The sequence below is a fragment of the Nonomuraea sp. LPB2021202275-12-8 genome, assembly GCF_037044575.1.
Taxonomy (GTDB): domain Bacteria; phylum Actinomycetota; class Actinomycetes; order Streptosporangiales; family Streptosporangiaceae; genus Nonomuraea.
On record NZ_JBAHWD010000006.1, the window covers coordinates 282,871 to 309,506 of the forward strand.

At 70.8% G+C, this 26,636-nt stretch carries 27 protein-coding genes; 18 read left to right on the forward strand and 9 right to left on the reverse strand.

Annotated features, from left to right (window positions below):
* Nucleotides 1-15 precede the first annotated feature (15 nt).
* From V5E28_RS14515 to V5E28_RS14540, 6 genes are all read left to right on the forward strand, one after another.
* Complete coding sequence (locus tag V5E28_RS14515; protein WP_336207378.1) at nt 16-1,281, forward strand: ABC transporter substrate-binding protein; 1,266 nt, start codon at nt 16-18, stop codon at nt 1,279-1,281.
* Nucleotides 1,278-2,159, forward strand: coding sequence for a carbohydrate ABC transporter permease (locus V5E28_RS14520; RefSeq protein ID WP_336207379.1), 882 nt, complete (start codon nt 1,278-1,280; stop codon nt 2,157-2,159). The genes V5E28_RS14515 and V5E28_RS14520 overlap by 4 nt, the downstream gene beginning before the upstream one ends.
* Entirely contained in the window at nt 2,159-2,965 is an 807-nt protein-coding gene (locus V5E28_RS14525) for a carbohydrate ABC transporter permease (protein ID WP_336207380.1), read from the forward strand. The genes V5E28_RS14520 and V5E28_RS14525 overlap by 1 nt, the downstream gene beginning before the upstream one ends.
* A gap of 11 nt (nt 2,966-2,976) precedes the next feature.
* Nucleotides 2,977-4,338 carry a sulfatase-like hydrolase/transferase gene (locus tag V5E28_RS14530; RefSeq protein ID WP_336207381.1) on the forward strand — a complete coding sequence of 454 codons (1,362 nt, stop codon included), beginning with the start codon at nt 2,977-2,979 and terminating at the stop codon, nt 4,336-4,338.
* 102 nt (nt 4,339-4,440) lie between these two features.
* Nucleotides 4,441-5,067, forward strand: a complete 627-nt coding sequence (locus tag V5E28_RS14535; protein WP_336207382.1) for an AAA family ATPase — start codon at nt 4,441-4,443, stop codon at nt 5,065-5,067.
* A 2-nt stretch (nt 5,068-5,069) separates the two neighbouring features.
* Entirely contained in the window at nt 5,070-6,089 is a 1,020-nt protein-coding gene (locus V5E28_RS14540; protein ID WP_336207383.1) for a zinc-dependent alcohol dehydrogenase, read from the forward strand.
* Here the strand turns inward: V5E28_RS14540 and V5E28_RS14545 are convergent.
* The gene (locus V5E28_RS14545; RefSeq protein WP_336207384.1) at nt 6,076-8,052 is read right to left on the reverse strand and encodes a family 10 glycosylhydrolase; all 1,977 of its coding nucleotides are present in this window, start codon (nt 8,050-8,052) and stop codon (nt 6,076-6,078) included. The two genes, V5E28_RS14540 and V5E28_RS14545, sit on opposite strands and share 14 nt — an antisense overlap.
* Before the next feature lie 188 nt (nt 8,053-8,240).
* On the opposite strand from V5E28_RS14545, the gene V5E28_RS14550 reads away from it, so the two are divergent.
* The 6 genes from V5E28_RS14550 (at nt 8,241) to V5E28_RS14575 (ending at nt 13,879) form a co-directional block, all read left to right on the forward strand.
* A complete protein-coding gene (locus tag V5E28_RS14550) occupies nt 8,241-9,752 on the forward strand; it encodes a golvesin C-terminal-like domain-containing protein (RefSeq protein WP_336207385.1) in 1,512 nt (503 codons plus the stop codon).
* 148 nt (nt 9,753-9,900) lie between these two features.
* Nucleotides 9,901-11,409, forward strand: coding sequence for a sugar ABC transporter ATP-binding protein (locus V5E28_RS14555; RefSeq protein WP_336207386.1), 1,509 nt, complete (start codon nt 9,901-9,903; stop codon nt 11,407-11,409).
* Entirely contained in the window at nt 11,399-12,361 is a 963-nt protein-coding gene (locus V5E28_RS14560; protein ID WP_336207387.1) for an ABC transporter permease, read from the forward strand. The genes V5E28_RS14555 and V5E28_RS14560 overlap by 11 nt, the downstream gene beginning before the upstream one ends.
* A 16-nt stretch (nt 12,362-12,377) precedes the next feature.
* Entirely contained in the window at nt 12,378-13,322 is a 945-nt protein-coding gene (locus V5E28_RS14565; protein WP_336207388.1) for a D-ribose ABC transporter substrate-binding protein, read from the forward strand.
* Nucleotides 13,323-13,431: 109 nt separating this feature from the next.
* Nucleotides 13,432-13,551: an RbsD/FucU domain-containing protein gene (locus V5E28_RS14570; protein ID WP_442945819.1), complete on the forward strand. Its 120-nt coding sequence runs from the start codon at nt 13,432-13,434 to the stop codon at nt 13,549-13,551.
* A 55-nt stretch (nt 13,552-13,606) separates the two neighbouring features.
* Entirely contained in the window at nt 13,607-13,879 is a 273-nt protein-coding gene (locus tag V5E28_RS14575; RefSeq protein WP_336207389.1) for a hypothetical protein, read from the forward strand.
* Nucleotides 13,880-13,894: 15 nt separating this feature from the next.
* Here the strand turns inward: V5E28_RS14575 and V5E28_RS14580 are convergent, their stop codons facing one another.
* Nucleotides 13,895-14,899: a chemotaxis protein CheB gene (locus tag V5E28_RS14580; RefSeq protein WP_336207390.1), complete on the reverse strand. Its 1,005-nt coding sequence runs from the start codon at nt 14,897-14,899 to the stop codon at nt 13,895-13,897.
* A 41-nt stretch (nt 14,900-14,940) separates the two neighbouring features.
* Nucleotides 14,941-15,759 (reverse strand): DUF1206 domain-containing protein, encoded by an 819-nt coding sequence (locus V5E28_RS14585; RefSeq protein WP_336207391.1) that lies wholly within the window; start codon nt 15,757-15,759, stop codon nt 14,941-14,943.
* A gap of 165 nt (nt 15,760-15,924) precedes the next feature.
* On the opposite strand from V5E28_RS14585, the gene ctaD reads away from it, so the two are divergent.
* Together ctaD and V5E28_RS14595 are read left to right on the forward strand one after the other, a co-directional pair.
* Nucleotides 15,925-17,571: an aa3-type cytochrome oxidase subunit I gene (gene ctaD, locus V5E28_RS14590; RefSeq protein WP_336207543.1), complete on the forward strand. Its 1,647-nt coding sequence runs from the start codon at nt 15,925-15,927 to the stop codon at nt 17,569-17,571.
* Nucleotides 17,572-17,641: 70 nt separating this feature from the next.
* On the forward strand, nt 17,642-17,869 hold the full coding sequence (locus tag V5E28_RS14595) for a hypothetical protein (protein ID WP_336207392.1): 228 nt from the start codon (nt 17,642-17,644) through the stop codon (nt 17,867-17,869).
* Here the strand turns inward: V5E28_RS14595 and V5E28_RS49540 are convergent.
* From V5E28_RS49540 to V5E28_RS14615, 5 genes are all read right to left on the reverse strand, one after another.
* The gene (locus V5E28_RS49540; RefSeq protein WP_442945814.1) at nt 17,791-18,012 is read right to left on the reverse strand and encodes an alpha/beta hydrolase; all 222 of its coding nucleotides are present in this window, start codon (nt 18,010-18,012) and stop codon (nt 17,791-17,793) included. The two genes, V5E28_RS14595 and V5E28_RS49540, sit on opposite strands and share 79 nt — an antisense overlap.
* Nucleotides 17,952-18,500, reverse strand: coding sequence for a hypothetical protein (locus V5E28_RS14600; protein ID WP_336207393.1), 549 nt, complete (start codon nt 18,498-18,500; stop codon nt 17,952-17,954). The genes V5E28_RS49540 and V5E28_RS14600 overlap by 61 nt, the downstream gene beginning before the upstream one ends.
* A gap of 70 nt (nt 18,501-18,570) precedes the next feature.
* Nucleotides 18,571-19,365, reverse strand: coding sequence for a hypothetical protein (locus tag V5E28_RS14605; protein WP_336207394.1), 795 nt, complete (start codon nt 19,363-19,365; stop codon nt 18,571-18,573).
* A gap of 61 nt (nt 19,366-19,426) precedes the next feature.
* Nucleotides 19,427-19,909: a metallophosphoesterase family protein gene (locus tag V5E28_RS14610; RefSeq protein WP_336207395.1), complete on the reverse strand. Its 483-nt coding sequence runs from the start codon at nt 19,907-19,909 to the stop codon at nt 19,427-19,429.
* Nucleotides 19,906-20,184 (reverse strand): GNAT family N-acetyltransferase, encoded by a 279-nt coding sequence (locus V5E28_RS14615; protein WP_336207396.1) that lies wholly within the window; start codon nt 20,182-20,184, stop codon nt 19,906-19,908. The genes V5E28_RS14610 and V5E28_RS14615 overlap by 4 nt, the downstream gene beginning before the upstream one ends.
* Before the next feature lie 146 nt (nt 20,185-20,330).
* On the opposite strand from V5E28_RS14615, the gene V5E28_RS14620 reads away from it, so the two are divergent.
* Both V5E28_RS14620 and V5E28_RS14625 read left to right on the forward strand, forming a co-directional pair.
* Nucleotides 20,331-21,323 (forward strand): endonuclease/exonuclease/phosphatase family protein, encoded by a 993-nt coding sequence (locus tag V5E28_RS14620; protein ID WP_336207397.1) that lies wholly within the window; start codon nt 20,331-20,333, stop codon nt 21,321-21,323.
* Between the two features lie 158 nt (nt 21,324-21,481).
* On the forward strand, nt 21,482-22,723 hold the full coding sequence (locus V5E28_RS14625) for an MFS transporter (RefSeq protein WP_336207398.1): 1,242 nt from the start codon (nt 21,482-21,484) through the stop codon (nt 22,721-22,723).
* Between the two features lie 191 nt (nt 22,724-22,914).
* Here the strand turns inward: V5E28_RS14625 and V5E28_RS14630 are convergent, their stop codons facing one another.
* Nucleotides 22,915-23,145, reverse strand: coding sequence for a DUF2945 domain-containing protein (locus V5E28_RS14630; RefSeq protein WP_336207399.1), 231 nt, complete (start codon nt 23,143-23,145; stop codon nt 22,915-22,917).
* A 113-nt stretch (nt 23,146-23,258) separates the two neighbouring features.
* Here V5E28_RS14630 and V5E28_RS14635 point away from each other — a divergent pair, with 113 nt between their 5' ends.
* Together V5E28_RS14635 and V5E28_RS14640 are read left to right on the forward strand one after the other, a co-directional pair.
* Complete coding sequence (locus V5E28_RS14635) at nt 23,259-24,662, forward strand: M28 family metallopeptidase (protein WP_336207400.1); 1,404 nt, start codon at nt 23,259-23,261, stop codon at nt 24,660-24,662.
* A 93-nt stretch (nt 24,663-24,755) separates the two neighbouring features.
* Complete coding sequence (locus V5E28_RS14640; protein ID WP_336207401.1) at nt 24,756-26,474, forward strand: HAD-IIB family hydrolase; 1,719 nt, start codon at nt 24,756-24,758, stop codon at nt 26,472-26,474.
* The last annotated feature ends 162 nt before the right edge of the window (nt 26,475-26,636 follow it).

Here is a 26,636-nt window from a genome sequence, read left to right on the forward strand (position 1 = left end):
AGGAAACCCGACGCGATGTCCCCCAACCTCTCCCGTCGCGACCTGCTCCGCCTGGCCTCCGCCGCCGCTGCCGTACCGATCCTGTCCTCCTGCGCCGGCGCGCCCCCCGCGCAGACCGCCGAGTCCGGCACCTTCACCGCCTACTGGAACGCCGGCCACGACTACCAGGCCTACCGCAAGGTGATCGCCGAGTTCGAGCAGGCCAACAAGGTCAAGGTCAACCTGCAGAAGTATCAGTGGCCCGACCTGCGCACCCGCCTGCTGGCCGACTTCGCCTCCGGCACCGTGCCCGACGTGGTCGAGGAGCCGGGCGGGTGGGTCCAGGAGTTCGCCCTCTCCGGCAACGCCCGTTCCCTGCAGGACTACGTCGACCGCGACGGCGCCGCCATCGGCTTCCCCGCCGACTGGCGTCCCGCCACCGTCGAGCGGAACTCGTACCAGGGCAAGGTGTACGGCGTGCAGCTGCACCTGACCTGCACCCTGCTCGTCTACAACAAGGCGATGCTCAGCGAGGCCGGCGTGGAGCCGCCGACCACCTGGGATGAGCTGCTCGCGGCGGCCAGGAAGCTCACCAAGGGCGATGTGTACGGCATAGCGCTCAACCAGGATCACGCTTACGCCAATCCCTGGCTGCTGCAGGCCGGTGTGCGCCACTACGACCCCGCGACCAGGCAGGTGCTGGTGCCACATGACGCCGCCGTGGCGGCGATGCAGTTCCAGGCCGACCTGATCCACAAGCACAAGGTGGCTCCGGTGCCGGTCTCCAGCACTGATTACTCGGGGCCGCAGAAACTCTTCTCCGCCAAGCGCGCCGCCATGATCATCACGGGACCGTGGGATCTCGGCCCGATCAGGCAGACCAGCCCCGACATCGACCTCGGCTTCGCCGCCCCGTTAGAGAACGACGAGCAGGCCACCAACGCGGCGGGCACCAGCCTGCTCGTCCCGGCCAAGGCGGCCAGGCCGGACCTGTCGTGGGACTTCATCAAGCGGATCACCGCCCTGGAGGTGGAGCGGGCGGCCACCAAGGAGGTCGGCATGCTCATGCCGCGCGTCGCCTGGGCCGAGCTGCCCGAGGTGCGGTCGGATCCGGCGATCAAGGCGTTCGCCGACGCGCTCGCCGTGGCCGAGGACTCCAGCCAGGAGGTCAGGCTGACCGGACAGTTCGGCAAGTTCGACGAGGAACTGAAGAAGATGTACCAATCGGTGCTCATCCAGAACGAGCCGGCCGCCGCGGCGATCGAGCAGTTCGCGGCCACGGCGCAGACCTTCCTGCGATGAGCGTGCTCCGCCCGCGCACCCTGTCCGCCCGGTATGCGCGAACCGCCTATCTGTTCCTGCTTCCGGCGATCCTGTTCTTCGCCGCCTTCTTCTACCTGCCCATCGGCAACGTCGTCTCGACCAGCCTGATGACCGGGCCGCAGGCGGACCGGTTCGCCGGGCTGGACAACTACGCCCAGGCGCTGGCCGACCCGGCGGTGCGGCACTCGTTCCTGGTCACCCTGGCCTTCGCGGTGGCGGTGGTGATCGGCTCGATCGTCATCGGGCTGGCTCTGGCCATGGCGCTCGACCAGCCGCTCAGGGGGCGGGTGGCGTTCCGGGTGATGCTGCTCGTGCCGTATCTGACCTCGGTGGCCATCGTCGGCCTGCTCTGGCGCAACATCCTCGATCCCGAGCTCGGCGTGCTCAACCGGACGCTGTCCGCGGCCGGGCTGCCCGAGCAGCAGTGGCTCAACACCCACCCGCTGCTGACCATCGCCGCCGTCACGCTCTGGCAGGGGGTCGGCTACACGATGGTGCTGTTCCTGGCGGGACTGCAGGGCATCCCGGAGACCTACCACGAGGCTGCCATGATCGACGGGGCGGACGCCTGGCGCCGGTTCTGGCGGATCACGCTGCCGCTGCTCGCGCCGACCACGCTGTTCGTCTCGGTGATGGCGGTCATCTCCGGACTACAGGCGTTCGGTCAGGCCTACATCATCACCAACGGTGGGCCGGGTGACGCCACCGACCTGTCCGTCTTCCACATCTTCAACGTCGCCTTCCGCACCCGGGACTTCGGCTACGCCTCGGCGCAGTCGGTGCTGCTGCTCGTGGTGATCGTCGCCTTCACGCTCGTGCAGTTGCGGGCCGGGCGGCGCGGGGAGGTGCAGTACTGATGCGCCGAGCCCTGCTCTACACCCTGCTCACCCTCGCGAGCCTGGTGATGGTGCTGCCGCTGCTCTACATGCTCTCCCTGTCGCTGCAGACCGAGGCGGAGACTCTGTCGGCCGAGGCGGTGATCGTGCCGGAGAGCCCGCAGTGGGGCAACTACGCGGAGCTGTTCGCGCGAGCGCCGTTCGGCGACTTCATCGTCAACAGCCTCGTGGTCGCCGGCGTCATCACGCTGGCCCACCTGCTGTTCGACCCGCTGGTGGGCTACGTGTTCGCCAAGTTCCGCTTCCCGCTGCGCAACACGCTGTTCGTGGCGCTGCTGGCGACGCTGATGGTGCCGTTCTTCGTGCGGATGATCCCGCTGTACGTGCTCATGGCGCACCTCGGCTGGATCAACACCTACCAGGGGCTGATCACCCCCTTCCTGATGGACGCGTTCGGCATCTTCCTCATGCGGCAGTTCATCCAGCCCATCCCCGACGACCTGATCAGCGCGGCCCGGATCGACGGCGCCTCCGAGCTGACCATCTACCGGCGCGTCATCCTGCCGCAGACCCGGCCGGCGCTGGCCGTGCTCGGCCTGTTCACCTTCGTCTTCCAGTGGAACGAGTTCCTCTGGCCGCTGGTGGCGACGACCACGCCGGAGATGCGCACGATCCCGGTCGGGCTCACGCTGTTCAATCAGGAGTACTTCACGCTGTGGCATCTCACGGCCGCGGGCTCGGTGATCCTCTTCGTCCCCACCGCCGTGCTGTTCATCGCCAGCCAGCGTTACTTCGTCCGCGGCATCACGCTGACCGGCCTTCGATAGGAGCTTCCCTGGTGCGCCCGAATGTGATCGTCATCCTCACCGACCAGCAGCGGTGGGACACCGTCGGTCCCTTCACCCCCAACCTCGACCGGATGGCCAGGCACGGCACACAGGCCACGGTGGCGATCACCCCGCAGCCGGTGTGCGCGCCCGCCCGGGCCGCGCTGCAGACCGGCCGCTATCCGACCACCACCGGCGTCCACCGCAACGGCCTGACGTTGCCCGCCGGGGAGCGTACTCTGGCGCACCATTTCGGCGAGGCCGGCTACGCCACCGGCTATCTGGGCAAGTGGCACCTGGCAGGCGGGGACCCGGTGCCCGCCGGGGAGCGCGGCGGCTATCAGAGCTGGCTGGCGGCCAACACGCTGGAGTTCACCTCCGACGCCTACCGCACCATCGTCCACGACGACCGCGGCGAGCCGGTCTTCCTGCCCGGCTACCGCTCCGACGCGCTGGTGGACGCGGCCATCCGCTACGTCGCCGACCACCACGACGAGCCCTTCTACCTGTTCCTGTCGCTCCTCGAACCGCATCACCAGAACGAGGTGGACAACTACCCGGCCCCCGACGGCTACGAGGAGCGCTATCAGGGCCGCTGGCTGCCGGCCGACCTGGCGGCCCTGGGCGGCACCTCCGCCCGGCACCTCGGCGGCTATCTGGGCCAGGTGGTGCGCCTGGACGAGGGGCTCGGCCGGCTGCTGGACGCGCTGCGCAGCATGGAGCTGCTCGACAGCACGATCGTGGCCTACACCTCCGACCACGGCAGCCACTTCAAGACCCGCAACGACGAGTACAAGCGCTCCTGTCACGACGCCTCGCTGAGGGTGCCGCTCGCCGTGCGGGGGCCCGGCTTCGACGGTGGCGGGGCCGTCACCCACCCGGTCAGCACCATCGACCTGCCGCCCACGCTGCTGGAGGCCGCCGGGCTGCCGGTGCCGGAGGGCATGCAGGGGCGCTCCTTCCTGCCGCTGCTGCGCGACTCCCGCGCCGACTGGCCGCAGGAGGCGTTCTTCCAGGTGAGCGAGTCGGAGATGGGACGAGGCATCCGCACGGCGCGGTGGAAGTACTACGCCGTCGCCGAGGACGCCGACCCGTGGCACGAGGCCGCTTCGCCGCGCTACCGCGAGCAGGCCCTGTACGACCTCGCCAGCGACCCGCACGAGCTGGTCAACCTGGCCGGCCTGCGGTCGCATCTGAAGGTGGCGGCGGGGCTGCGGGAGCGGCTGCTGCGCCGGATCGTCGAGGCGGGCGAGGCCGAGCCGGTCATCGAGCCCGCCGCCGAGCGTGACTCCGACGAGCGCGTGCTGGCCGATCCCGTGGTGCGGCTCGGCGGCCTCACCCCGGTGCGGTTCGGTCACCAGCCGCCTGCCTGATCCGCACCCGGTCCGCGAACCCGTCAGAATATGATCATGTGCGGTTTTGCGCGCCCGCCTATACTGACGGGTCGTATTCGGGTCGGGGGAGGGTGAGCGAACGTGACCGTCTCGTCGCCCGCCGTACGCCCCGCGGCAGAGTTCCTGCACTACCCGGCCGGATCGCTGGTGATCCTCACCGGACTGCCCGGCGCGGGCAAGACCACGCTGCTGCGGCGCCTCTACTCCCTGGACGGCACCGAGGACGGGCCGGTGACCGCGGGCGAGGCGACGGTGATCGACTCGATGCAGTCCCGCCTGCGGTGGGCCGGCCCCCTCGGTTGGGCGCCCAAACCGGTGCGCACGGCCGTGGTGTTCGCCACGCACCTGTGGCGCATCCGGTCGGCGGTGCGGAGCGGCCGGTCGGTGGTCGCCCACAACCGGGGGTGCGGTCCGGTCGTGCTGCACGCCTTCGCCTGGATGGCCCGCCGTTCCGGAGTCGGCTTCCACCTGCTCCTGCTGGACGTGGCCGCGGAGGCCGCGCTCGCCGGGCAGCACGCCAGGGGCAGGGTGGTGCCCGAGCGGACGTTCGCCCGCCACCGCCGCCGCTGCCGGCGGTTACTGACCCGGGCCAGGGCCGGCCACGCCGCGCCCGCCACCGGCGCCCACGTGCTGGACCGCGCGAGCGCGAACGTCCTCACGGGCATCCGCTTCGACCGGCCGGTGGCCGGCGGGCCCGTCGAGGGATGATCATGCGCGCCTTCGTGATCACCGGCCCCGGTCAGGCGGAGACCCGTGACGTCCCGCCGCCCGAGCCGCGCCCCGGCCAGGTGGTCGTGGACGTCGAGCGGGCGGGCGTGTGCGGCACCGACGCCGAGCTCTTCTCCGGCGCCATGACCTACCTGCACACCGGCCAGGCCCGCTACCCCATCCGCATCGGCCACGAATGGTGCGGCGTGGTCTCGGCCGTGGGAGAGGGCGCCGACCCTGGCCTGCTCGGCGTGCGCGTCACCGGCGACACCATGCTCGGGTGCGGCCACTGCGACCGCTGCGCCGCCGGGCGCCACCACCTGTGCGCCGACCGGTACGAGATCGGCATCCGCGGAGGCTGGCCGGGCGCGCTCGCCGAGCGGCTCCCCGTCCCGGTCTCCGCCTTGTACGAGCTGCCCGGCACGCTCGACCCCGCGCTCGGCGCCCTGGTCGAGCCGGGCGGCAACGCGCTGCGAGCCGTCCGCGCCGCCCGGTTGTCGCCGGGGCAGCGCCTGCTCGTGCTCGGCCCCGGCACGATCGGCCTGCTCGCCGCCATGCTGGCCGCCGCCCAGGGGGTCGAGGTGCACCTCATGGGTCGCGACGATCCGTCACTCGCCTTCGCCCGCACCCTGGATCTCGGCCCCGCCTGGACCCGCGAGACGCTCCCCGCGCTGAGCTACGACGCGATCGTCGACGCCTCGGGCGCGACCGCCCTGCCCGCTCTCGCCGCGGAGCTCGTGGAGCCGGGAGGCCACGTCGTCTACATCGGCATCGCCGCCGAGCCGAGCCTCCTGGACACCCGCGCCCTGGTGCTCAAGGACGTCACCGCCACCGGCATCCTCAGCGCCTCGGGCGGCCTGGAGGGCGCCATCGAGCTGTACGCCTCGGGCAAGGTGGATCCGCGTCCCCTGATCGCGGCCACCGTGACGCTGGAGGAGGTGGCGCACGTGCTCACCGGCAGGCGCCCGCCCGGATGGGGTGACGCCCCGAAGATTCACGTGAATCCCTTCAGAGCCGGGTGATGCGGACGGCGTCGGCGACGACGTACCCCGTGGTGGAGGTCCAGCGGCTCACGCCGACCACGTTGTAGGTGCCGGCGGCGAGGGTGAACGTGCCGAGCGAACGCCACTGGCCACCGCCGGTGCGCTGGTCCACGGCGATGGTCCGGTTGCCGCCACTGGCCGCCACGAGATACGGCGCGGCGCTGTTGTAGCCGGCGTTGGCCGGATACCAGATCTCCACCCGGTAGTTGCCGGCGGTGGGGATGCTCGCCCGGAACCAGGCGGGGTCACTGGCGGACACCGGGTCGGCGAACCGGTAGTCGGCGCCGTGGAGCTGGGCGGAGAAGGTGGAGGTGCCCCAGCCGGAGCTCGCGGTGAAGGCCGCGTCGGCGTTGTCGACCACGACGCTGAACCCGTCACCGCCGCCCGAGCCCGTGACGGCCCTGCCGGCGCTGGGCGCGCTCTCCTGGTGCGTGCGGTTGAGCGAGGTCACGTAGTAGGTGTAGGCGGTGCCGGCCGCCGCGGTGGTGTCGGTGAAGGTGGCCTGCCTGGTGGTTCTGAGCAGGTTGCGGGCGTCGGCGAAGGCGCACGGGTCGGCGGTGGACGGGGTGCCGTTCACGCGGTAGACCGCGTAGGAGGTCGCGCCGCCGCCCTGCCAGGCGAGGGCGACACCGCCCGAGCCGCGGGTGGCAGAGGTGATGGCGGGGGCGGCGGGGGCGCCGGACGTGCCGCGGGCCGGCGACAGCGCCGGCTTGGTGTAGTGGGCGGCCGCCAGGGTGGCGAAGCCGTTGATCCGGTTGGCCTTGACGTCCTTGGCGCTGAAGAAGATGTCACCGACCACTTCGGGGTGCTGCCTGTTGACGTGCAGGTGGTCGCTGAGCTCGGCGGTGTCCTGCCAGGCGGCGTCCTGGCCGCTCGCGCCCGCGCGGTAGGCGGCCTGGCCGATGACGAGCTGGACGCCGGTGTTCCTGACCACGCCGGCCCACCAGGCGGTGAGCACCTCGTAGGCGGCCGTGCTGAAGCCGATGTGCCAGTAGACCTGCGGCGAGATGTAGTCCACCCAGCCCTGCTTCACCCACAGCCGGGTGTCGGCGTAGATGGCGTCGTAGGACTGCAGGCCCGAGGTGCGCGAGCCGAGCGGGTCGGTGGTGGAGTTGCGCCAGATGCCGAACGGGCTGATGCCGAAGGAGACCCAGGGCTTGGCGGCGTGGATGCGCTGGTCGAGCTCGCGTACGAGGAGGTTGACGTTCTCGCGCCGCCAGTCGTGCACGTTGGCGAAGCCGCCGCCGTGCTGGGCGTAGGCGGCGGAGTCCGGGATGCTCTGGCCGCTGGCGGGATAGGGGTAGAAGTAGTCGTCGAGGTGCACGCCGTCGAGGTCGTAGCGGGTGACGGCGTCCATGATCACGTCTTCGATGAAGTCACGGACCACGGGCAGGCCGGGGTTGTAGTAGAGCTTGCCGCCGTAGGCGAAGCGCCAGCTCGGGTTCTTGCGGGCCGGGTGGGCGGCCACGAGTTCGCTGGGGTCGTCGTGGTTGGCGACGCGGTACGGGTTGAACCAGGCGTGCAGCTCGAGGCTGCGCGCGTGCGCCTCGGTGACCATGAAGGCCAGCGGGTCGTAGCCGGGGTTGCCGCCCTGCGTGCCGGTCAGCCACTGTGACCACGGCTCCAGCGACGACGGCCAGAACGTGTCCGCCGTGGGCCTGACCTGCACGACCACGGCGTTCATGCGGCGCTGCACGGCCAGGTCCAGCCAGGCGCGGAACTCCGCCTGCTGGGCCGAGACGCTCAGGCCGGTCCGGCTCGGCCAGTCGATGTTGGCGACACTGGAGATCCACATGGCCCGGAGCTGGCGCTTGGGCGTGGCGGGATCGGTGGTGCAGGCCGATGCCAGCGCGGGGGCGGCGACCGGGGCTGCCGCGGGGGCGACGGCGCCGGCGAACACGGCGATGAGGGCCACCAGGACGGTACGCAGAAGCGTGGTCACGAAAGGAAGTTTCAGCGCACTTCCCACAAAGCGCAATAGTTTTCACAGCCTTCGCGGGGGCCCAACCTATCCCGTCATCCCCATCGCGCGGGCGAAAAGTTTCCTTTAATACCCAAGTAATGTCAATTATCGACATCTGTCATGGAGTCCCTTACTGTGCGACCGTTGCCCCCCAATGAGGAGCTCCCATGACATCCCCTCGAACGCGATTAGCAGCCCTCGTCGCCACGGTCATCGCCTCCCTCATCGTCTTCGCAGGCCAGCCCGCCCTGGCCGTCGCGGAAACCCCGTTGTCGGAGGCGTTCGACAAAGCCGCCGCCACCCACGACGTCCCCCGCGACCTGCTCGTCGCGGTCGGCTACGCCGAGACCCACCTCGACGGCCACGGCGGCGAGCCCAGCGCCAGCGGCGGTTACGGGATGATGCACCTCGTCAGCAACCCCACCAACAAGTCGCTCGAGAAGGCCGCCGAGCTCACCAAGCTGCCGGTCGACAAGCTGCGGGCCGACGACGCGGCCAACGTCCTGGGCGGCGCGGCCGTGCTCCGCGCCCACGCCGACGCGCTCGGCCTCGACGAGGCCGCCAGGAAGGACATCGGCCGCTGGTATCAGGCCGTCGCCGAGTACGGCAACGCCTCCTCGCCCGAGCTGGCCCGCCTGTACGCCGACGCGGTCTACGAGAGCCTCGGCCTGGGGCTCCAAGCACAGGGGCTGACGGTCAAGCCACAGGAGATCACCGCGGACCGGGGCGACCTCGCCAAGGCCCGCGACCTCAACGCGCAGGCCGCCGTGGCCAGCCCCGACTACCCGCCCGCCGCCTGGGTCGCCGCCAACTCCGGCAACTACCGGGTCTCGAACCGGGAGACGAGCTACAACATCGACCGGGTCGTCATCCACGTCACCCAGGGCTCGTACGCGGGCACCATCTCCTGGTTCCAGAACCCCAGCGCCAACGTCTCGGCCCACTACGTGGTCAAGTCGTCCAACGGCGCCATCACCCAGATGGTGCGTGACAAGGACGTCGCCTGGCACGCCGGGAACTCCTCCTACAACAACCGGTCCATCGGCATCGAGCACGAGGGCTTTGTCAACGACGCCTCCTGGTTCACCGACGCGATGTACCGCTCCTCCGCCGCCCTGACCCGCTATCTGTGCGACAAGTACGGCATCCCCAAGACCCGCACCGGCATCATCGGCCACAACCAGGTCCCCGGCGCCACCCACACCGACCCGGGCCCGAACTGGAACTGGACCACGTACATGAACTACGTGACCGGTGGCGGCGGCACTCCTTCCTGGACCACGACGGTCGACAACGCGAGCTCCCAGTTCAGCGCCAGCACCAACTGGGGCACCTCCACCTACTCCAGCCAGCGCCACGGCGCCGACTACCGCTTCGCCGACCCGGTCTCGGCGAGCGACGCCGCCTGGTACCAGGCGGCCATCCCCAGCGCCGGCAACTACCGGATCGAGGTCTGGTATCCGAGCGATCCCGGCTACAACAGCTCGGCGCCGTACATCGTGGCCGCCTCCGGCGGCAACCAGACGGTGTACGTGGACCAGCGCTCGGGCGGCGGCGCCTGGCACGCCATCGGCACGTTCGCGCTCAACGCCGGCACCCAGAACGTGGTCGGCGTGAGCAGATGGACCGCGGGCACCGGATACGTCATCGCCGACGCGGTGCGCATCTCGCGCGTGTAGTCCCCGCTCCCTCCGGCGCCCGGCTCGCTTCTCCCGCAGAGAGGCGAGCCGGGCGTCCCGCGTTTCCCAAGGTGCGGCCCGAGTATGTGCGGGCAGTGGTCCTACCTGCGCATTTGGTGATTCGGGGGCCGTGCGAGCGGAGAGGCTCATGAGGGTGAGCGAGGCGATACTCCAGGCCGAGGGCCTGCGTAAGGGGTTTCCCGGCGTGCAGGCTCTGGACGGGGTGGACCTGAGCCTGCGCTCCGGCGAGGTGCACGTGCTGCTGGGCGAGAACGGCGCGGGCAAGAGCACTCTGATCAAGATGCTGTCCGGCGCCTACCACCCGGACGAGGGCCGGGTGCTGATGGACGGGCGCCAGGTGGACATCCGCACGGCCGGTGACGCCCAGCGGCTCGGGATCTCCACGATCTATCAGGAGTTCAACCTGGTGCCCGAGCTGTCGGTGGCGGAGAACCTGTCGCTGGGCAGACCGCCGCGCAGGTTCGGCTTCATCGACAAGAGCGCCATGGTGCGCCAGGCGGGCGAGCTGCTGGCCCGGGTGGGGGTGGACGTCGATCCGCGCATGCCGATCGCCCGGCTGGGCATCGCCCGCATGCAGATGGTGGAGATCGCCAAGGCGCTCGCGCTGAACGCCCGCGTGCTGATCATGGACGAGCCGACGGCGGTGCTCACCACGAGCGAGGTGGACATGCTCTTCGAGATCGTCCGGCAGCTGCGTGACCAGGGCGTGGCGATCGCGTTCATCACCCACCACCTGGAGGAGATCGCCGCGATCGGCGACCGGGTGACGGTGCTGCGCGACGGCCGCTCGGTGGCCGAGGTGCCGGCCGACACCTCGCAGGACGAGCTGGTGCGGCTCATGGTGGGCCGGCCGATCGACCAGCAGTTCCCGCGCCGCCCGGCCGAGCTGGGCGAGCCGCTGCTCAAGGTCTCCGACCTCAGCCGCAGGGGCGCCTTCGACGACATCTCCTTCGAGGTACGCGCGGGCGAGGTGGTGGGCGTCGCCGGGCTCGTGGGGGCGGGCCGCACCGAGGTGGCCAGAGCGATCTTCGGGGCCGACCGCTACGACGCGGGCGAGGTCGCGGTGCGTGGCCGGCGGCTGCCGCCGGCCGACGTGCACGCCGCCATGGAGGCGGGGCTCGGGCTGGTGCCGGAGGACCGCAAGGGGCAGGGTCTGGTGCTGAGCGCCGACATCGGCGAGAACCTCGGGCTGGTCACCATGCGCGACGCCACCCGCGCGGGCTTCGTCGACCGCAAGGGGCAGCGCAGGGCGGCGGCGAAGGTGGCCGACCAGCTCGCCATCCGGATGACGGGGCTGGACCAGGAGGTCCGCACGCTGTCCGGCGGCAACCAGCAGAAGGTGGTCATCGGCAAGTGGCTGGTCGCCGACGCGGGCGTGCTCATCCTCGACGAGCCGACGCGCGGCGTCGACGTCGGCGCGAAGGTCGAGATCTACCAGCTCATCAACGCGCTCACCGACTCGGGGCACGCCGTGCTCATGATCTCCAGCGACCTGCCGGAGATCCTCGGGATGAGCGACCGGATTCTGGTCATGGCCCGGGGACGGCTCGTCGGCGAGCTGCCGGCGGCCGAGGCCACGCAGGACGGCGTGATGGCGCTGGCGGTCACGGATGTGGAGGGATCCCGTGCGCAGTAACGTGCTTCCCCGCCGGTCTCCGGCGGCGGCCTGGCTGGCCGAGAACGGCGCGGTGGCCGCGCTCGTCGTGCTGGTCGTGGCCCTGTCGCTGCTGTCGTCCGACTTCCTCAGCCTGACCAACCTGCTCAACGTGGGCGTGCAGGCGGCCGTCACCGCGATCCTCGCCTTCGGCTCGACCTTCGTCATCGTCACCGGCGGCATCGACCTGTCGGTCGGCTCGGTCGCGGCGCTGTCGGCGATCACCCTGGCGTGGACGGCCACGGAGGCCGGTGTGGCCTGGCCGGTGGCGGTCGTGGTGGCGCTGGCGGTGGGCGTGGCGGCCGGTCTGGTCAACGCGTCGCTCATCGCCTACGGGAAGCTGCCGCCGTTCATCGCCACGCTGGCCATGCTCGGCATCGCCCGCGGCCTGGCGCTCGTCATCTCGCAGGGCAGCCCGATCCCGATGCCGGACGCCGTCTCCCGCCTGGGTGACACCATCGGCCGCTACCTGCCGGTCCCGGTGATCGTGATGGTGGTCATGGGGGTGATCGCGGCGGTGATACTCAACCGTACTTACGCGGGCCGGGCGATGTACGCGATCGGCGGCAACGAGGAGGCCGCCCGTCTGTCCGGCATCAAGGTCGACCGGCAGAAGCTCATCACCTACGGCCTGTCGGGAGGCTTCGCCGCGGTCGCCGGAATCGTGCTGGCCAGCCGCCTGGCCTCCGCCCAGCCGCAGGCCGCCGCGGGCTACGAGCTCGACGCGATCGCCGCCGTGGTGATCGGCGGCGCGAGCCTGTCGGGCGGCAAGGGCAGGGCACTCGGCACGTTCGTCGGCGCGCTCATCCTGGCCGTGCTGCGCAACGGGCTCAACCTGCTCTCCGTGTCGGCCTTCTGGCAGCAGGTCGTGATCGGCGTGGTGATCGCGCTCGCGGTCCTGGTCGACACCCTGCGCCGCAGGGGAACCAACTAGAGGGGGATGGATCATCATGCGGATTCCCGCGATCGTCATAGCCGGGGCGGCTCTCACGCTCGGCCTGGCAGGCTGCGGCACGGCCGGGGACAGCGGCTCGTCCGGCGGCGGCCAGGCGGGCGTCAAGATCGGGATGTCGGTGTCGACGCTGAACAACCCGTTCTTCGTCCAGCTCCGCGACGGCGCCCAGGAGCAGGCCAAGAAGCTCGGTGCCTCGCTCACCGTCACCGACGCCCAGAACGACGCCTCGCAGCAGGTGAACCAGGTGCAGAACTTCACCAGCCAGGCCATGAAGGCGATCATCATCAACCCGGTCGACTCCGACGCGGCGGCGCCGGCGGTCAAGGCGGCGGAACGTTCCAACATCCCGGTGATCGCCGCCGACCGCGGCGTCAACGGCGCGGAGGTGGCCCAGACCGTCGCCTCCGACAACGTGGCCGGCGGCAAGCTGGCGGCCGAGGAGCTGGCCAAGCAGATGGGCGAGAAGGGCCAGGTCATCGTGCTGCAGGGCACACCGGGCACCTCGGCGTCCCGTGACCGCGGCCAGGGCTTCGAGCAGGGCGTCAAGGCCTTCCCGAACATCCAGGTGGTCGCCAGGCAGCCGGCCGACTTCGACCGGACCAAGGGCCTGGACGTGATGACGAACCTGCTGCAGTCCCACCCGGACGTCACCGGCGTCTTCGCCGAGAACGACGAGATGGCGCTGGGCGCGATCAAGGCGCTCGGCGACCGGGCCGGCCGGCAGGTCAAGGTCGTCGGCTTCGACGGCACCCCGGACGGCCTGGCCGCGGTGAGCGACGGCACCATGGCCGCCTCCGTCGCCCAGCAGCCCAGGCTGCTCGGCCAGCAGGCCGTGGCCGCCGCCGTGAAGGCGGCCGCGGGCGAGACGCTCGAGAAGACGCTGGCCGTGCCGGTGAAGGTGGCGACCAAGGAGAACGTCTCGGAGTTCCAGACGTCCTGACGGAGCTTCGGGGGAAGCGTGTGAAACGGTCCGGAATACTCAACGCCGGCCTGGCGGGCGCGCGGGCAACCCGCGGTGCGCGGAGCTGCTCGGCGCGCGCCTGCCCGAGCTGGCTCTCGTCCCGCACGAGGAGCTCAAGCGCCTGTCGGCGGGCGCCCGGCTCGTCGTGCGGACCGGCGAGGCCACGCCGTACGCCAACGTGCTCCTGCGATGCGGGGTCGCCTTCTAGCTCGCGCGCGCCGGCCGATCTACGCTGACCGGGACGCCGGCTGTTGGGAGTGGCGATGCGCGAGGATCTGCGGCCCGACCCCGGGCAACTGCGGCGGGTGGCGATCGCGCCGTTCGCCGAGCTCTTCGAGGCCCGCTACCGCTACAGCGGGGTGTCGTTCTCCTACGCGGTCGGGGCGCTGCTCGGCGGCGGGTTCGCGCCGCTGATCGCGGCCGCGCTGCAGGGGGCGACGGGCACATCCCTGTCCGTTTCGGCCCACATGGCCGCGGTCGGGCTGCTCAGCCTGGCCGCCGTCATCGCCATGCGGGAGCCCAGCGACGCCCGTTGAGGCGTCACGTGAGGGTCAGGACCTCAGGATGGGGTCGCGGCCGATCCGGGACTGCAGCACGCGGATGGTTCCCAGCGCCTCGCGGGTGCGCTCGGCCTCCTCGCCGAAGCGGCGCGCCGGGATCTCCCGGCCGCGGTCTCCGGCCGAGTGCCGCATCCGGTCGAGCAGCCGCAGCCGGTCCTCCAGCCGCTGTATGGTCACCCAGAGCGCGCGCTCGACCGCGTCGGCCTGGGCGTCGATCATGCGGTCGCCCGTCCAGGCGTGCCCCAGGCGGCACACGAAGCGAGAGGCCGTCCCGCTCTTCTGCTCGTACATCGGCCCGCCGCACTCCGGGCAGCTGTGGCCGGCGAACTCGCCGGCGGGGACCTCGGATGTGGGCTCGTCGCCCAGGAACCGGGCCAGCTCCACCGCCACGCCGGCGTCGTCCACCTGCTCCTCCGCGATCACCGGCGTGCGGCTCTGCCGTACGATCCAGCCGGCGAGCTCGCGGACGGGCAGCACGATGGCATTGGCCACGGCGGCGACCGCGGCCTGCGGCATCCCCGGGAAGCCGGCCTCCTGCGGATCCTGCACCGCGACCGCGCCGCCGTGGTGGTCCACCGCCTGGCTGCCCTTGGCGCCGTCGTCGAGCGCGCCGCTCAGCACCACGGCCGCCACCCGCCGGCCCGCGTCGAGCGCCGCGCTCATGAAGAGCGGGTCGGCGGCGGGCCGGTGACCGTTGTGCAGCGGGCCGCGCGACAGCCGCGTCATGCCGTCGTGCACGAGCAGGTGATGGTCCGGGCGGGCGACGTAGACGTGGCCGTGCTCGACGGGCTGCCGGTCCTCGGCCGGGACGACCTTCAGCGGCCCCGACCGGTCGAGGAGACCGGGCAGGGCGCCGCTGTCGTCGGGGGTCACGTGCAGGACCACGAACAGCGCCGCCGGTAGATCAGCGGGAAGTTCGCCCAGCAGGACGCGCAGCGGCTCGACGCCTCCGGAAGAGGCGGCCACCACGACCATGTCCCGTCCTACCGTCCACACCCCAACCTCCTGTCCTCGAACCGGCGAAGCATGCATCCCGCTCAGGTGCGACGCCAGCGGGATTCACCGAAGCAGTATCCGGCGAACAGCATGAGCCCCAGAGCCACCACCACCAGCAGCCACGGCCCCACCGGCGTGTCGGCGAACCCGCGGAGCGTCGCGTCGATGCCTCCGGCCTTGTCCTCGTCGTGGGTGATCGCCGCCTGGACGACGAAGATTCCGGCGAGGCCGGCGATGGCGCCGCGCGCGAGGTAGCCGGCCACGCCGAGCTTGTCCATCACCGAGCGGGATCGCGCGGACATCTGCCCGAGGTTGAGCTCCTCGCGGAACTTCTTGGTGACGCCCTGACGCGCCCAGTGGACGCCCAGCGCGATGATGCCCAGGCCGATGGCGCCCACGAGCCACTGCCCTGCGGGCAGGTCGAGCAGCTTGCCGGTCACGTCCTGGGACTTCTTGTCCTCGGAAGCGGCCCGGCCGACCAGCAGCACGCTCAGCAGCGTGAAGAAGATCAGCCCGTACACGAGGGTCCTGCCGACGGACTCGGCGCGGTCCAGGGGTTTCTGGTGGCCGAGCAGCGCCTCGGACGCCTGCCACAAAGCCAGCGCGGCGAAGCCGACGACCATCACCCAGAGCAGCACGGCGCCGAACGGCAGCTCCGCCACGGTGCTGATCGCGCCGCCCTTGTCCGCCTGGTGATCCCCGCTTCCCATGGCGATCTGGATCGCCAGCACGCCGATGAGGGCGTAAAGCACGCCACGGCAGGCCAGTCCGACCCGGGCGAGCCGGTCGAGCATCGGGCTGTCGGCCGCCCGCCGAGCCGCGGCTGTCGCGTTCTGCCCCGCACTCTGCGCAGTACTCACGGGTCCTCCAATGGATCGATGAGAACCTCATGTGCCCAGATTCAGTCATCGTAAGCCGGGCGTTTCTTGGGCGTACCGTGGCGTGACCGTGGGTAATCATGCGCGTACGGCCTGCTTACGAGGGGGAACCAGGTGACGATTCACAAGCCGTCAGACAGCGAGCAGCTGACCTCGCCGCTGGCGTCGGCCCGCACCGGCCGGAGGGGCGCGGTGATCGTCAACTGGCTGACGTCCACGGACCACAAGGTCATCGGCTACCTGTATCTGATCACCTCGTTCATGTTCTTCCTCGCGGCCGGGATCATGGCCATGGTCATCCGGGCGGAGCTGCTGGAGCCCGGACTGCAACTGGTCGGGAATGACGTGTACAACCAGTTGTTCACCATGCACGGCGCGGTCATGCTGCTGCTGTTCGCCACCCCGCTGTTCGCCGGGTTCGCCAACGTGATCATGCCGCTCCAGATCGGCGCGCCGGACGTGGCCTTCCCCCGGCTCAACATGGTCAGCTACTGGCTGTTCCTGTTCGGCGGGCTGATCGTCCTGTCAGGGTTCGCCACCGACGGCGGCGCCGCCGACTTCGGCTGGTTCGCCTACACGCCGCTGTCCGACGCCACCTACAGCCCCACCATGGGCGGCGATCTCTGGATCATGGGGTTGGTGCTCAGCGGGCTCGGCACCATCCTCGGCTCGGTCAACTTCTTCACCACGATCGTGTGCATGCGCGCCCCCGGCATGACCATGTTCAGGATGCCGATCTTCACCTGGAACGTGCTGCTCACCACCATGCTCGTGCTGATGGCCTTCCCGGTGCTGGCGGCGGCGCTGCTGGCGCTTGAGTCGGACCGCAAGTTCGGCACCCACATCTACGATCCGGACTCCGGCGGGGCGATGCTGTGGCAGCACCTCTTCTGGTTCTTCGGCCATCCCGAGGTCTACATCATCGCGCTGCCGTTCTTCGGCATCGTCACCGAGGTGTTCCCGGTCTTCAGCCGCAAACCGATCTTCGGTTATGTCGGCCTGGTGGGCGCCACGATCGCGATCGCCGGGCTGTCGATGACCGTGTGGGCGCACCACATGTTCCCCACCGGGCAGGTGCTGCTGCCGTTCTTCTCGTTCATGACGTTCCTCATCGCGGTGCCGACGGGTGTGAAGTTCTTCAACTGGATCGGCACCATGTGGCGCGGCCACCTCAGCTTCGAGTCGCCCATGCTGTTCTCGGTCGGGTTCCTCGTCACGTTCCTGCTGGGCGGGCTGACCGGGGTGATCCTCGGTTCGCCGCCGCTGGACTTCCACGTCACCGACTCCTACTTCGTGGTGGCGCACTTCCACTATGTGGTGTTCGGCACCGTGGTGTTCGCCATGTTCGCCGGGTTCTACTTCTGGTGGCCGAAGATGACCGGCCGGATGCTCGACGACCGGCTGGGCAAGGTGCACTTCTGGATGCTGTTCGTCGGCTTCCACACCACGTTCCTGGTCCAGCACTGGCTGGGCATGCTGGGCTTCCCCCGCCGCTACGCCGACTACAGCCCGGTCGACGGCTTCACCACCCTCAACCAGATCTCCTCGGTCGGCGCCTTCCTGCTCGGCGCCTCGACGCTGGTGTTCCTCTGGAACGTCTACAAGACGGCCAGGAAGCCGGCGTGGGTGACGGTGGACGACCCGTGGGGGTTCGGCAACTCGCTCGAATGGGCGACCTCGTGCCCGCCACCGCGGCACAACTTCACCTTCATGCCGTCCATCCGGTCCGAGCGGCCCGCCTTCGACCTGCACTACCCGCACATGTCGCACCGGCGCGAAGAGCTCGAATCCTGATACTTTCGTCGCGCGACGCGATCCCGATGGCCGATTCGGGGCCGGCGCCCGGCGGCCTAGGGTTCCGGCCATGCGCAAAGCCATCCAGGTCCTGGGACTCGTCCTGGCACTTCAGGGCGCCAGCGGGGCGATCGACCACATCGCCGTCCAGCCCTTCCTCGGCATCTTCCTGAACTTCTTCAACCGTGTGATCATTCCGCGGGTGGCCTTCCTGACCGGCTACGAGCTCTTCGCGAACCTGGCGCTGGCCGCTCTTGGCGTGGTGTTGATGATCGCCGCGGAGCGGGCTCCTGCCTGATCAGACGCAGACCGTGCCGGCGAGGGCAGGCGCAGGTCGGTCAGATACCTGTCGGCGTGCGCGATCACGCAGGCCTTGCCGGTCAGGTAGAGCCCGTGGCCCGGCCCGTCGTAACGGATCGCCGACGAGCCGGGCACCCGCATCGCCAGGTCGGCGAGACCTTCTCGCCGATCGCCAGCACCTCGCGGTACTCGCGGTAGTCCGCGAACCGCAGGCCGTCCACGCAGTGGGTGGCGTTCATGCCGGTGTAGGACGGCGGCTTGAGGCTGCCCGACGCCTTGACGTACTCGGCGAACCCGGCGGCGTCCCCGCCCTCCGCCTGCTTGGCGGCCTTGGCGATCTGCTCCCAGCGCGGATGCCCCGGCGCGGGGCCGGGGTGGACCAGGTTGGGCATGATCGCGACCTGCATGTCGAACCCGCTGTAGGAGACCCGCTCGCCCTTGACGGGGACGGGCGCGCGGTCGGCCCTGGCGATCAGCTTGCGCCACCGCCTGCCGATGTCCGTCCCGTTCATCGCGCACGACCGGTCGGACGCGCCCCGGCACGGCTGCCAGGAGAGGGAGTGCGCCTGAGCGGGCGGGCCGAGGAGGCTGCCCGCCATGGCCATCACGGTGAGTGTCCGGAGAATCATGCTGCAAGGCTCGCCGCCCGCCGCGTCGTTTCCCATGGCGATGGGGCGAGTGTGTGAGGTAGTTCCCGCACTACCTCGCTTCGTGCAGCCGCGGCGAGATCTTCGGGTGGTCGCGCAGGACGATCGGCGCCGACAGCATGGTGTGCCGCTCGCCCTCCGGCCCGACCAGCACCGGCCAGGTGCCGATGTTGCGGCAGCCGTCCGCGAGCGGGCGCAGGTCCTCGGGCGGGTTCAGGAGCGAGACGAACCGCCCGCCGCGGGTGCGGACCACGCTGTGCGCGGAGACGAACGTGTGCTTCCACACCTCGCCCAGGCACCGGGTGGTGTTGGCCACCCGGACGGTGAGCCGGAAGAGCCTGTCACGCAGGGGCTCGGCCCGCACCTCGGCCCTGCCGTGCAATGCCTCCCAGCAGCGCAGCACGGCCCCGGCCCGGCCCTTGGAGTCGATCAGCCACACGGCCTCCTGATCCGCCGGGACGACGATCTCCATCACGCTCGGCGCGCTCGCCAGGCGGGCGAGCTCCAGCCCCGACACGGCCTCCTCGCGCTCCTTCGCCTCCTGTCCGGCGAGGTGGCGGGTGCCGTCGACGGTCAGCTCCGTCACCGGCTCCAGCTCGCTGCCGCGCGCGCGGGCCACCTCGCGGGTGACGACATGCAGGAAGCGTACGTGCACGTCCACGGTGTCGGCGGGGCCCGCCTCGATCAGGCACTGGGTCTGCATCCGCCAGGGATGCCCGTCGTGTGCCCGGCCGTAGAGCTCGGGGTGGAGGCCGCCGGACGCCCACGGGTGACGGTCCTGCGGCCAGGGCAGATGTCGCTCGTAGAGCATGGCCTGGGCGATCCGCCGTACGTGATCCATTGCCATGCCGTATCTGCTCGATTACCGTACGTAATCGACATACCGCGCGACAGCCGACCGCAAACCCTCAGGTCACGGGCACGATCTCGGCCTGAACGAGCACCCCGCGCTCGACGGACAGCACGCCCACGGTGCCGTGCGGCTGGCGGCGGCGGTCGGTCGGCGAGCCAGGGTTGAAGATGCGCAGGCCGTCGCCCGACTCGTCCAGAGGGATGTGCGAATGCCCGAAGACCACCAGATCCGCCTCCGGAAAGCGGTGGCGCATCCGGGCGAGCCTGCCCTTGGCCTGGCCGCTGTCGTGGATCATCGCCACTCGCAGGCCGTCGAGGCTCAGCTCCAGGGTCTCGGGCGCCACCACGTCGGGACCGTCGTTGTTGCCCTTGACCACATGGACCGGCGCGTACGCGGCCAGCTCGGCGAGCACCGGCGCCACGCACACGTCACCGGCGTGCAGGATGGCGTCCGCGCCGCGCAGCAGCTCGGCCACCCGCGGCGGGCAGGACTTCCAGTAGCGGGGAGCATGTGTGTCCGACAGTGCCACCACTCTCACACAGGCACTCCTACCCGCGTGGCGAACACCGCCAGCTCCGGCTCCGGGCAGTAGTCGGCGGGCAGCGACGCCACCTGCCGCCAGCCCAGGGCCTGGTAGAGCCGGGCGGCGGGGGCTTGCGGAGAGGTGATCAGCCAGGCCCGCGGCCAACCGGCCACCGCACCGCCGAGCAGCCGGCGTCCGAGGCCGCCGCCCCGGGTGCCGGGGTGCACGAACAGCTCGGCGACCTCGAAGGCGTCGCGGGCCAGCTCGACGGCCGCGTCCAGTCTTTCCATGATGCTCCTTCGCGACGCTATTGCGAAAATAGCGCAACAAAGAACTTTCTGCAGGAATCGGAAGCCCGTCCCTGGCGCGCCATCCGCCCCGGCTGCCGCTTAGGCTCGATCATGGCAGGTCGGGACCGAACTGAACGGCGGCGCGAGTGAGCATCACGGTCGAGGCGAAGCAGGCGGAGGGCAGCGGGAAATCCGCACCGCGACGCCGCAGGCGCTGGCTGTCCTGGCTGGTCGTCACGTTCCTGGCGGTCTGGGCGGTCGTCCGGGTCGCGGGGGCCGAGACTGGATCGTTCCTGACCCAGTTGATGACCATCACCCCGTACGGGGCGGTGCTGGCGCTGGTGCTCGCGGTCGCGTTCGTCCGGCGCAACCGCCCCGCCGCGCTCGTCGCCCTGGCGGCCTCTCTCCTGATGGCGGCCACAGTGGCGCCCAGGGCGTTCGCCGCGGGCGAGCAGCCCGCGGGCGGGACTCCCTTCAAGGTGCTGACGATCAACCTGTTCGGGCGCGCGGACCCGCAGACCGTGGTCGGGCTGGTGCGGCGGCTCCAGCCGGACGTGTTCAGCGCGCTGGAGCTCACGCCCAGGGAGGTCGCCGCGCTTGACGCGGCGGGGCTGGCCGAGCTGATGCCGCACCGGCTGCTTCAGGCCGAGCGGGGCGCCTCCGGCAGCGGACTGTACGGCAGGCACCCGCTGACGGCGCTGCCGAGCCTGTTCACGCCCATCGGGCACAACATGCCGGCGGCCGCGCTGTCGCTGCCGTCCGGCGCCAAGGTGGAGGTGGTCGCCATCCACCCCAACCCGCCGCTGGGCAGGATGGTCGACGAGTGGAACGCCTCGCTGGCCGCCTTGCCGCCGCCCTCCCCCGGCGCGATCCGGGTCCTGGCCGGCGACTTCAACGCCAGCCTCGACCACAGGGCCATGCGCGACCTGCTGGACCGCGGCTACATCGACGCCGCGCACCAGGTGGGCGAGGGCCTGACGCCGACCTGGCCCAACGGCCGGGGCCTGCCGCCGTTCATCACGATCGACCACATCCTCGCCGACCGGCGGGCCGGCGTGCACACGGTCGAGGTGCTGGACGTGCCGCGCACCGACCACCGCGGCGTCTTCGCCGAGCTGCGTCTGCCCGCCGCGCCGTGACCGGCGGATAAATCCCACGCGCGCCGGCGGTGGCGCGGCTAGGATTTCCGCATGACCTGGCGACATTGATGCATAACCAGAGGCCGACGAAGGGCACGCGGGCCGCCGGGACGACAGGCGCTCGGAGTCCCTGATCGTCCCTTCGGAAGGCCTCATGCATGTTCTCGCTCAACCGTGCCTCGATCGCGCCCGCGGACCGGCTGGTCGGCACGCTTTACGTCTACTCGTTTCTCGATGAGTTCATTCTGCTCTACCCGGTGTACGCGCTGCTGTTCACCGACACCGGGCTGTCCGTCGCCGAGATCACCTCGCTGTTCGTCATCTGGTCCATCACGGGGATGGTGCTGGAGGTGCCCTCCGGCGCGTGGGCGGACGCCGTCTCCAGGCGGCTGCTGCTGTGCCTGGGCCCGCTGCTCACCGCGACCGGCCTCGCCTTGTGGATGATCTTCCCGTCTTACTGGGCCTTCGCCGCAGGGTTCGTCCTGTGGGGCGCGTCCGGCGCCCTCAGCTCGGGCGCCATGGAAGCCCTCGTGTACGAGGAGCTCCAGCGTCACGGCAGTGCCGGGCGGTACGCCAAGGTGATGGGCCGGGCCTCGTCGGTCGGCCTGCTCGCGGACGCGGCGGCCATCGGCGTGGCCATCCCGGTCTTCGCCGTCGGCGGCTATCCCGCCGTGGGCGCCGCCAGTGTCCTGGCCTGCCTCCTCTGCGCGGCCACGGGCCTGACCTTCCGCGAGCACCGCACCCGCGACCTGCACGAGCCCACGGCCACGCACCGCGGCGCGGACGCCTCCCCTGGCGCTGATGGCACCGGCCAGGGCGAGGATTCCGGTTACTGGGCGGTCATGAAGGCCGGGCTGGCCGAGGCGCACCGTGATCGACTGGTGCTGCGGGCCCTGATCCTGGTCACCATGGTGACGGCGATCTGGGGAGCTCTGGAGGAGTACATCCCCTTCCTCGGCACGGAGGCCGGGGTCGCCGACGCCGGGATTCCGGTGCTGGTGCTGATCGTGTGGATCGGGGCCACCGCGGGTGGGCTGCTCGCAGGCGCCGCCGCGCGCCGGCTGACGGAGCGGGGCCTGGCCGTGACGCTGGCGGTGGCGGCGGCGGCCCTGGCGGGCGGCGCGCTCAGCGGGCATCCGGCGGGCATCGTCCCGATCGCGGTGGCTTTCGGGCTGCTCCAGATGTCCGAGGTGCTAGCCGACGCCCGGCTCCAGGACAGCATCACCGGCCCGAGCCGCGCCACGGTGACCTCGGTGGCCGGGCTCGGCACGAACGTGATCACGCTGCTCGTCTTCGCCGCTTACGGCGCCGCCTCGTCGATGACGGGGCACGGCGTCGCCTTCGCCCTGCTCTCCGCGCCGTACGTGCTCGTCGCGCTCTGGTTGGGCGTGCGGCGGTGAACCTCCCCCGACAGCCGTCGGGGTCGACGGCGGAGTCGCCCGCACGACGACGTGAGGAGCGGGGCATGAGCCCGACCCGCGGCGTCCAGGACATGCGCGAGGTCTCCTGAGCCGCAAAACCCTGTCCGCCTGATCGGCGCCCCACGAACACACTCGAGGCCCTCGCCGGGAGGCGGGGGCCTGGCGGCCGGCTACTTGCCGCGGCGCCCCTTCTTCTTCAGCGCGGACGGCTTGTGCACGGCGCTCTTGCCACTCTTGTCGCTGCGGACCTGATACTGCGGGTCCTCCTTCGAGGCGTTGACGGTGCGGCCTGCGGCCTTCGTCCTGCTGGTGATCTTCTTCTCGACCCTGCCCTCGGCCGTGGACCCGTGGCTCTTCCAGGTCACTTCGTCCCCGGGGCGGGGCTCGCGCTCATCACTCATGACAACCGGATACCCCACCACAAAAAGGACAATCGGCTTTTCACGCCCGCGGCCCGGCCGTACGGTGAGGGCCCCTGTCAATCCACATATCCCTCTATGTCAGGAGATATGTAATGGCCAGCCGATTACTGAACCCGCGCGCCACCCTCCCCATCGCCGCCACCATCCTGCTGACCGGCCTGCTCACCCCCTCAGGCGCCACCGAAACGCCCCGGGCCGACGCCGCGGGCAAGGCCCCGCGCGACGCCGAGATCGCCCGCATGGTGGACGATGTGAGCGCGCGCAACATCGAGCGGATCATCGGCAAGCTCGCCTCGTTCGGCACCAGGCACACCCTGTCCAGCCAGGACGACCCGCAGCGGGGCATCGGCGCCGCCAGGGACTGGCTCTACGACGAGTTCAGCGCGATCGCAGCCCGCTCCGGCGGGCGCATGACCGTGGCGAAGCAGTCCTTCGTCCAGCCGGTCTCCCCCCGCATCCCCGAGCCGACCGTCATCACGAACGTGGTCGCCACGCTGCGGGGCACCCAGCCCGCGTCCGCCGGCCGCACCTACGTCGTCAGCGGGCACTACGACTCGCGCTGCTCCGACGTCATGAACGTCACCTGCGACGCCCCCGGCGCCAACGACGACGCCTCCGGCGTGGCGGTCTCGCTGGAGGCCGCCCGCGTCATGGCCACGCGCACGTTCGACGCCACCGTCGTGTTCATGGCCGTCGCGGGCGAGGAGCAGGGCCTGTACGGCGCCACCCACTACGCCGAGCAGGCCAAGCAGGGCAACGTGAACATCCAGGGCATGCTCACCAACGACATCGTGGGCAGCGCCGACGGGGAGAACGGCCGGGCCCCCGACGCCGTGCGCGTCTTCTCCGAAGGCGTCCCCACCTCCGAGACCCCGGCCCAGGCGGCGACCCGCCAGTCCGTCGGCGGAGAGAACGACGGGGTGTCCAGGCAGCTGGCCAGGTTCGTGCGCGACGCGGCGGAGGCCTACGCCCGGCCGATGGACGCGATGCTGATCTACCGGCGCGACCGCTACCTGCGCGGCGGCGACCACATCCCGTTCCTGCAGCGCGGCTACCCGGCGATCAGGTTCACGGAGGTGCACGAGGACTACAGGCACCAGCACCAGGACGTGCGGGTGGAGGACGGGGTCCAGTACGGCGACCTGACGGAGTTCGTCGAGCACGCCTACACGGCCCGCGTCACCCGGGTGAACGTCGCCTCGCTGGCCGCGCTCGCCCGCGCCCCCGAGGCGCCGCGGGGGACGGGGATCCGCACCACGCGGCTCACCAACGACACCGATCTGCGCTGGGACGCCGGCGCAGAGCCCGACATCGCGGGGTACGAGGTGGTGTGGCGTGACACCACCGAGCCCCTGTGGACCCACTCCCGCTTCGTCGGGAACGTGACCGCCTATACCGTCGAGGGCAAGTCCAAGGACAACTTCCAGTTCGGGGTCCGCGCCGTCGACAGCGCGGGGCACCGCAGCCCGGTGAGCTATCCGCTGCCCGTGAGCTGATCCGTCGCAGGCCCGGCGCCGGACGGCCGGCGCCGGGCCGGAGATTTACCCCACCTCGAAGTTTCCGCCGATCTCGGCGGGTACGTGCCGACCATGAGATATCACGTGCTCGCCTGCGACTACGACGACACGCTGGCCCTCCACGGCAAGGTCCACGAGCACACGGTCAAGACGCTCGAACGCGTCTCCCGCTCGGGCAGGAAGCTGCTGCTCGTCACCGGGCGCGAGCTCGACGACCTGCTGACGGTCTTCCCGCACGCCGACCTGTTCGATCTGGTGGTGGCCGAGAACGGCGGGCTGCTCTACGACCCCGGGCAGCGGACCAGGGAGCCGCTCGCCGCCCCGCCCTCTGCCGAGCTCGTCGAGCGGCTTCGCGAGCAGGAGGTCACTCCGCTGGGCGTCGGCGCCGTCGTCGTGGCCACCCGTGAGCCGTACGACGCGCAGGTGCACGAGGCGATCCGGGAGCTCGGGCTGGAGCTGCAGGTGATCCGCAACAAGGGCGCCGTGATGGTGCTGCCGCCCGGCGTGAACAAGGCCAGCGGGCTGAGCGCCGCGCTCGAACGGCTGCAGATGTCGCGCCACAACGTGGTGGCGGTCGGCGACGCGGAGAACGACCATGCCTTCCTCACCGCCGCCGAGTGCGGGGCCGCGGTCGCGAACGCCGTGCCGGCGCTGCTGCGGCAGTGCGACCTGCCGCTGGGCCGGGAGGACGGCGCGGGTGTGGTCCAGCTCGCCTCGATGCTGCTGTCGGGCGAGCTCGACCGGATCGACGTGTCGCGCCACGACGTGCTGCTCGGCCACGAGGGTGACGAGGAGGTGCGGATCTCGCCGTACGGGACGGGCCTCGTGGTGGCCGGACCGTCGGGCAGCGGCAAGTCCACGGTGACCACGGCCCTGATCGAGCGGCTCGTCGAGGACGACTACCAGTGCGTGGTGATCGATCCGGAGGGCGACTACGCGGAGTTCCCCGACGTCGCCGTGCTCGGCGAGCCGGACCGGCCGCCCAGCGCGGAGGAGGTGCTCCGGCTGCTGGAGTCGCCGGAGCGGAGCGCGGTGGTGAACATGATCGGGCTGCCCCTGCGGGACCGGCCCACGTTCTTCGCCGAGCTGATGCCCCGCCTGATCGCCCTGCGCGCCAGGCTGGGGCATCCGCACTGGGTCGTGGTTGACGAGGCCCACCACCTGATGCCGGCCGAGCTGCAGGAGGTGCCGATCAAGGACGTGGGTGACGCCGGCTCGATGTTGATGATCACAGTGCATCCCGAGGCGCTGAGCCCCGCCGCGCTCAACCTGGTGGACAGCGTGATAGCGGTGGGCCCCGAACCGGACTCCACGCTTTCGGCCTTCGCCGACGCGCTGGGCCACGCGGCTCCGGACATCGAGGGCGACGGCGAGGGCATCGTGCTCTGGCGGACCTCCCTGGACGCCGCCCGCCGGGTGCGGCCCGCCCCCGCCCGCGCGCAGCGCACCAGACACCGCCGCAAGTACGCCGCCGGCACCATGTCGAAGGACAAGAGCTTCTACTTCACCGGCCCGGAGGAGCGCCTGCGCCTGCGTGCCCGTAACCTGCACACGTTCGTCGAACTCGCCGAGGGAGTGGACGCTGACACCTGGACCTACCACCTGAAAAGGGGCGACTACTCCGAGTGGATCCGCGAGAAGCTGGGTGACGACGAGCTGGCGGACGAGGTGGCGGCGGTTGAGCGGGACGAGCCCGACGACAGCCTGCGCAAGGTGACGGAGCTCATCGAGCACCGCTACACCCTGCCCGCCGAGCCGACCAAGTACGACCCCGATCACGACGACTCCTGACCGAGCAGGCCAGGGGCCTGCTGGAGGGACGCGACGTCACACGGGGCAGCACCGCCGCGGGAGAGCGGCCGCCGTGAAGGCGGATGAGGACATCGGTGCCCGAAGAAGGCAAGTACTGGCACACGAAGACCGTGAGGGCATGCTGGTGAAGCTCGATGGCCA

Bases quoted from the DNA above. Each gene is read 5' to 3' on its own strand.
- V5E28_RS14515 (WP_336207378.1), top strand. From the start codon at position 16: ATGTCCCCCAACCTCTCCCGTCGCGACCTGCTCCGCCTGGCCTCCGCC.
- V5E28_RS14520 (WP_336207379.1), top strand. From the start codon at position 1,278: ATGAGCGTGCTCCGCCCGCGCACCCTGTCCGCCCGGTATGCGCGAACC.
- V5E28_RS14525 (WP_336207380.1), top strand. From the start codon at position 2,159: ATGCGCCGAGCCCTGCTCTACACCCTGCTCACCCTCGCGAGCCTGGTG.
- V5E28_RS14540 (WP_336207383.1), top strand. From the start codon at position 5,070: ATGCGCGCCTTCGTGATCACCGGCCCCGGTCAGGCGGAGACCCGTGAC.
- V5E28_RS14550 (WP_336207385.1), top strand. From the start codon at position 8,241: ATGACATCCCCTCGAACGCGATTAGCAGCCCTCGTCGCCACGGTCATC.
- V5E28_RS14555 (WP_336207386.1), top strand. From the start codon at position 9,901: ATGAGGGTGAGCGAGGCGATACTCCAGGCCGAGGGCCTGCGTAAGGGG.
- V5E28_RS14565 (WP_336207388.1), top strand. From the start codon at position 12,378: ATGCGGATTCCCGCGATCGTCATAGCCGGGGCGGCTCTCACGCTCGGC.
- V5E28_RS14575 (WP_336207389.1), top strand. From the start codon at position 13,607: ATGCGCGAGGATCTGCGGCCCGACCCCGGGCAACTGCGGCGGGTGGCG.
- V5E28_RS14595 (WP_336207392.1), top strand. From the start codon at position 17,642: ATGCGCAAAGCCATCCAGGTCCTGGGACTCGTCCTGGCACTTCAGGGC.
- V5E28_RS49540 (WP_442945814.1), bottom strand. From the start codon at position 18,012: ATGCGGGTGCCCGGCTCGTCGGCGATCCGTTACGACGGGCCGGGCCAC.
- V5E28_RS14600 (WP_336207393.1), bottom strand. From the start codon at position 18,500: ATGATTCTCCGGACACTCACCGTGATGGCCATGGCGGGCAGCCTCCTC.
- V5E28_RS14605 (WP_336207394.1), bottom strand. From the start codon at position 19,365: ATGGCAATGGATCACGTACGGCGGATCGCCCAGGCCATGCTCTACGAG.
- V5E28_RS14615 (WP_336207396.1), bottom strand. From the start codon at position 20,184: ATGGAAAGACTGGACGCGGCCGTCGAGCTGGCCCGCGACGCCTTCGAG.
- V5E28_RS14625 (WP_336207398.1), top strand. From the start codon at position 21,482: ATGTTCTCGCTCAACCGTGCCTCGATCGCGCCCGCGGACCGGCTGGTC.
- V5E28_RS14630 (WP_336207399.1), bottom strand. From the start codon at position 23,145: ATGAGTGATGAGCGCGAGCCCCGCCCCGGGGACGAAGTGACCTGGAAG.
- V5E28_RS14635 (WP_336207400.1), top strand. From the start codon at position 23,259: ATGGCCAGCCGATTACTGAACCCGCGCGCCACCCTCCCCATCGCCGCC.
- V5E28_RS14640 (WP_336207401.1), top strand. From the start codon at position 24,756: ATGAGATATCACGTGCTCGCCTGCGACTACGACGACACGCTGGCCCTC.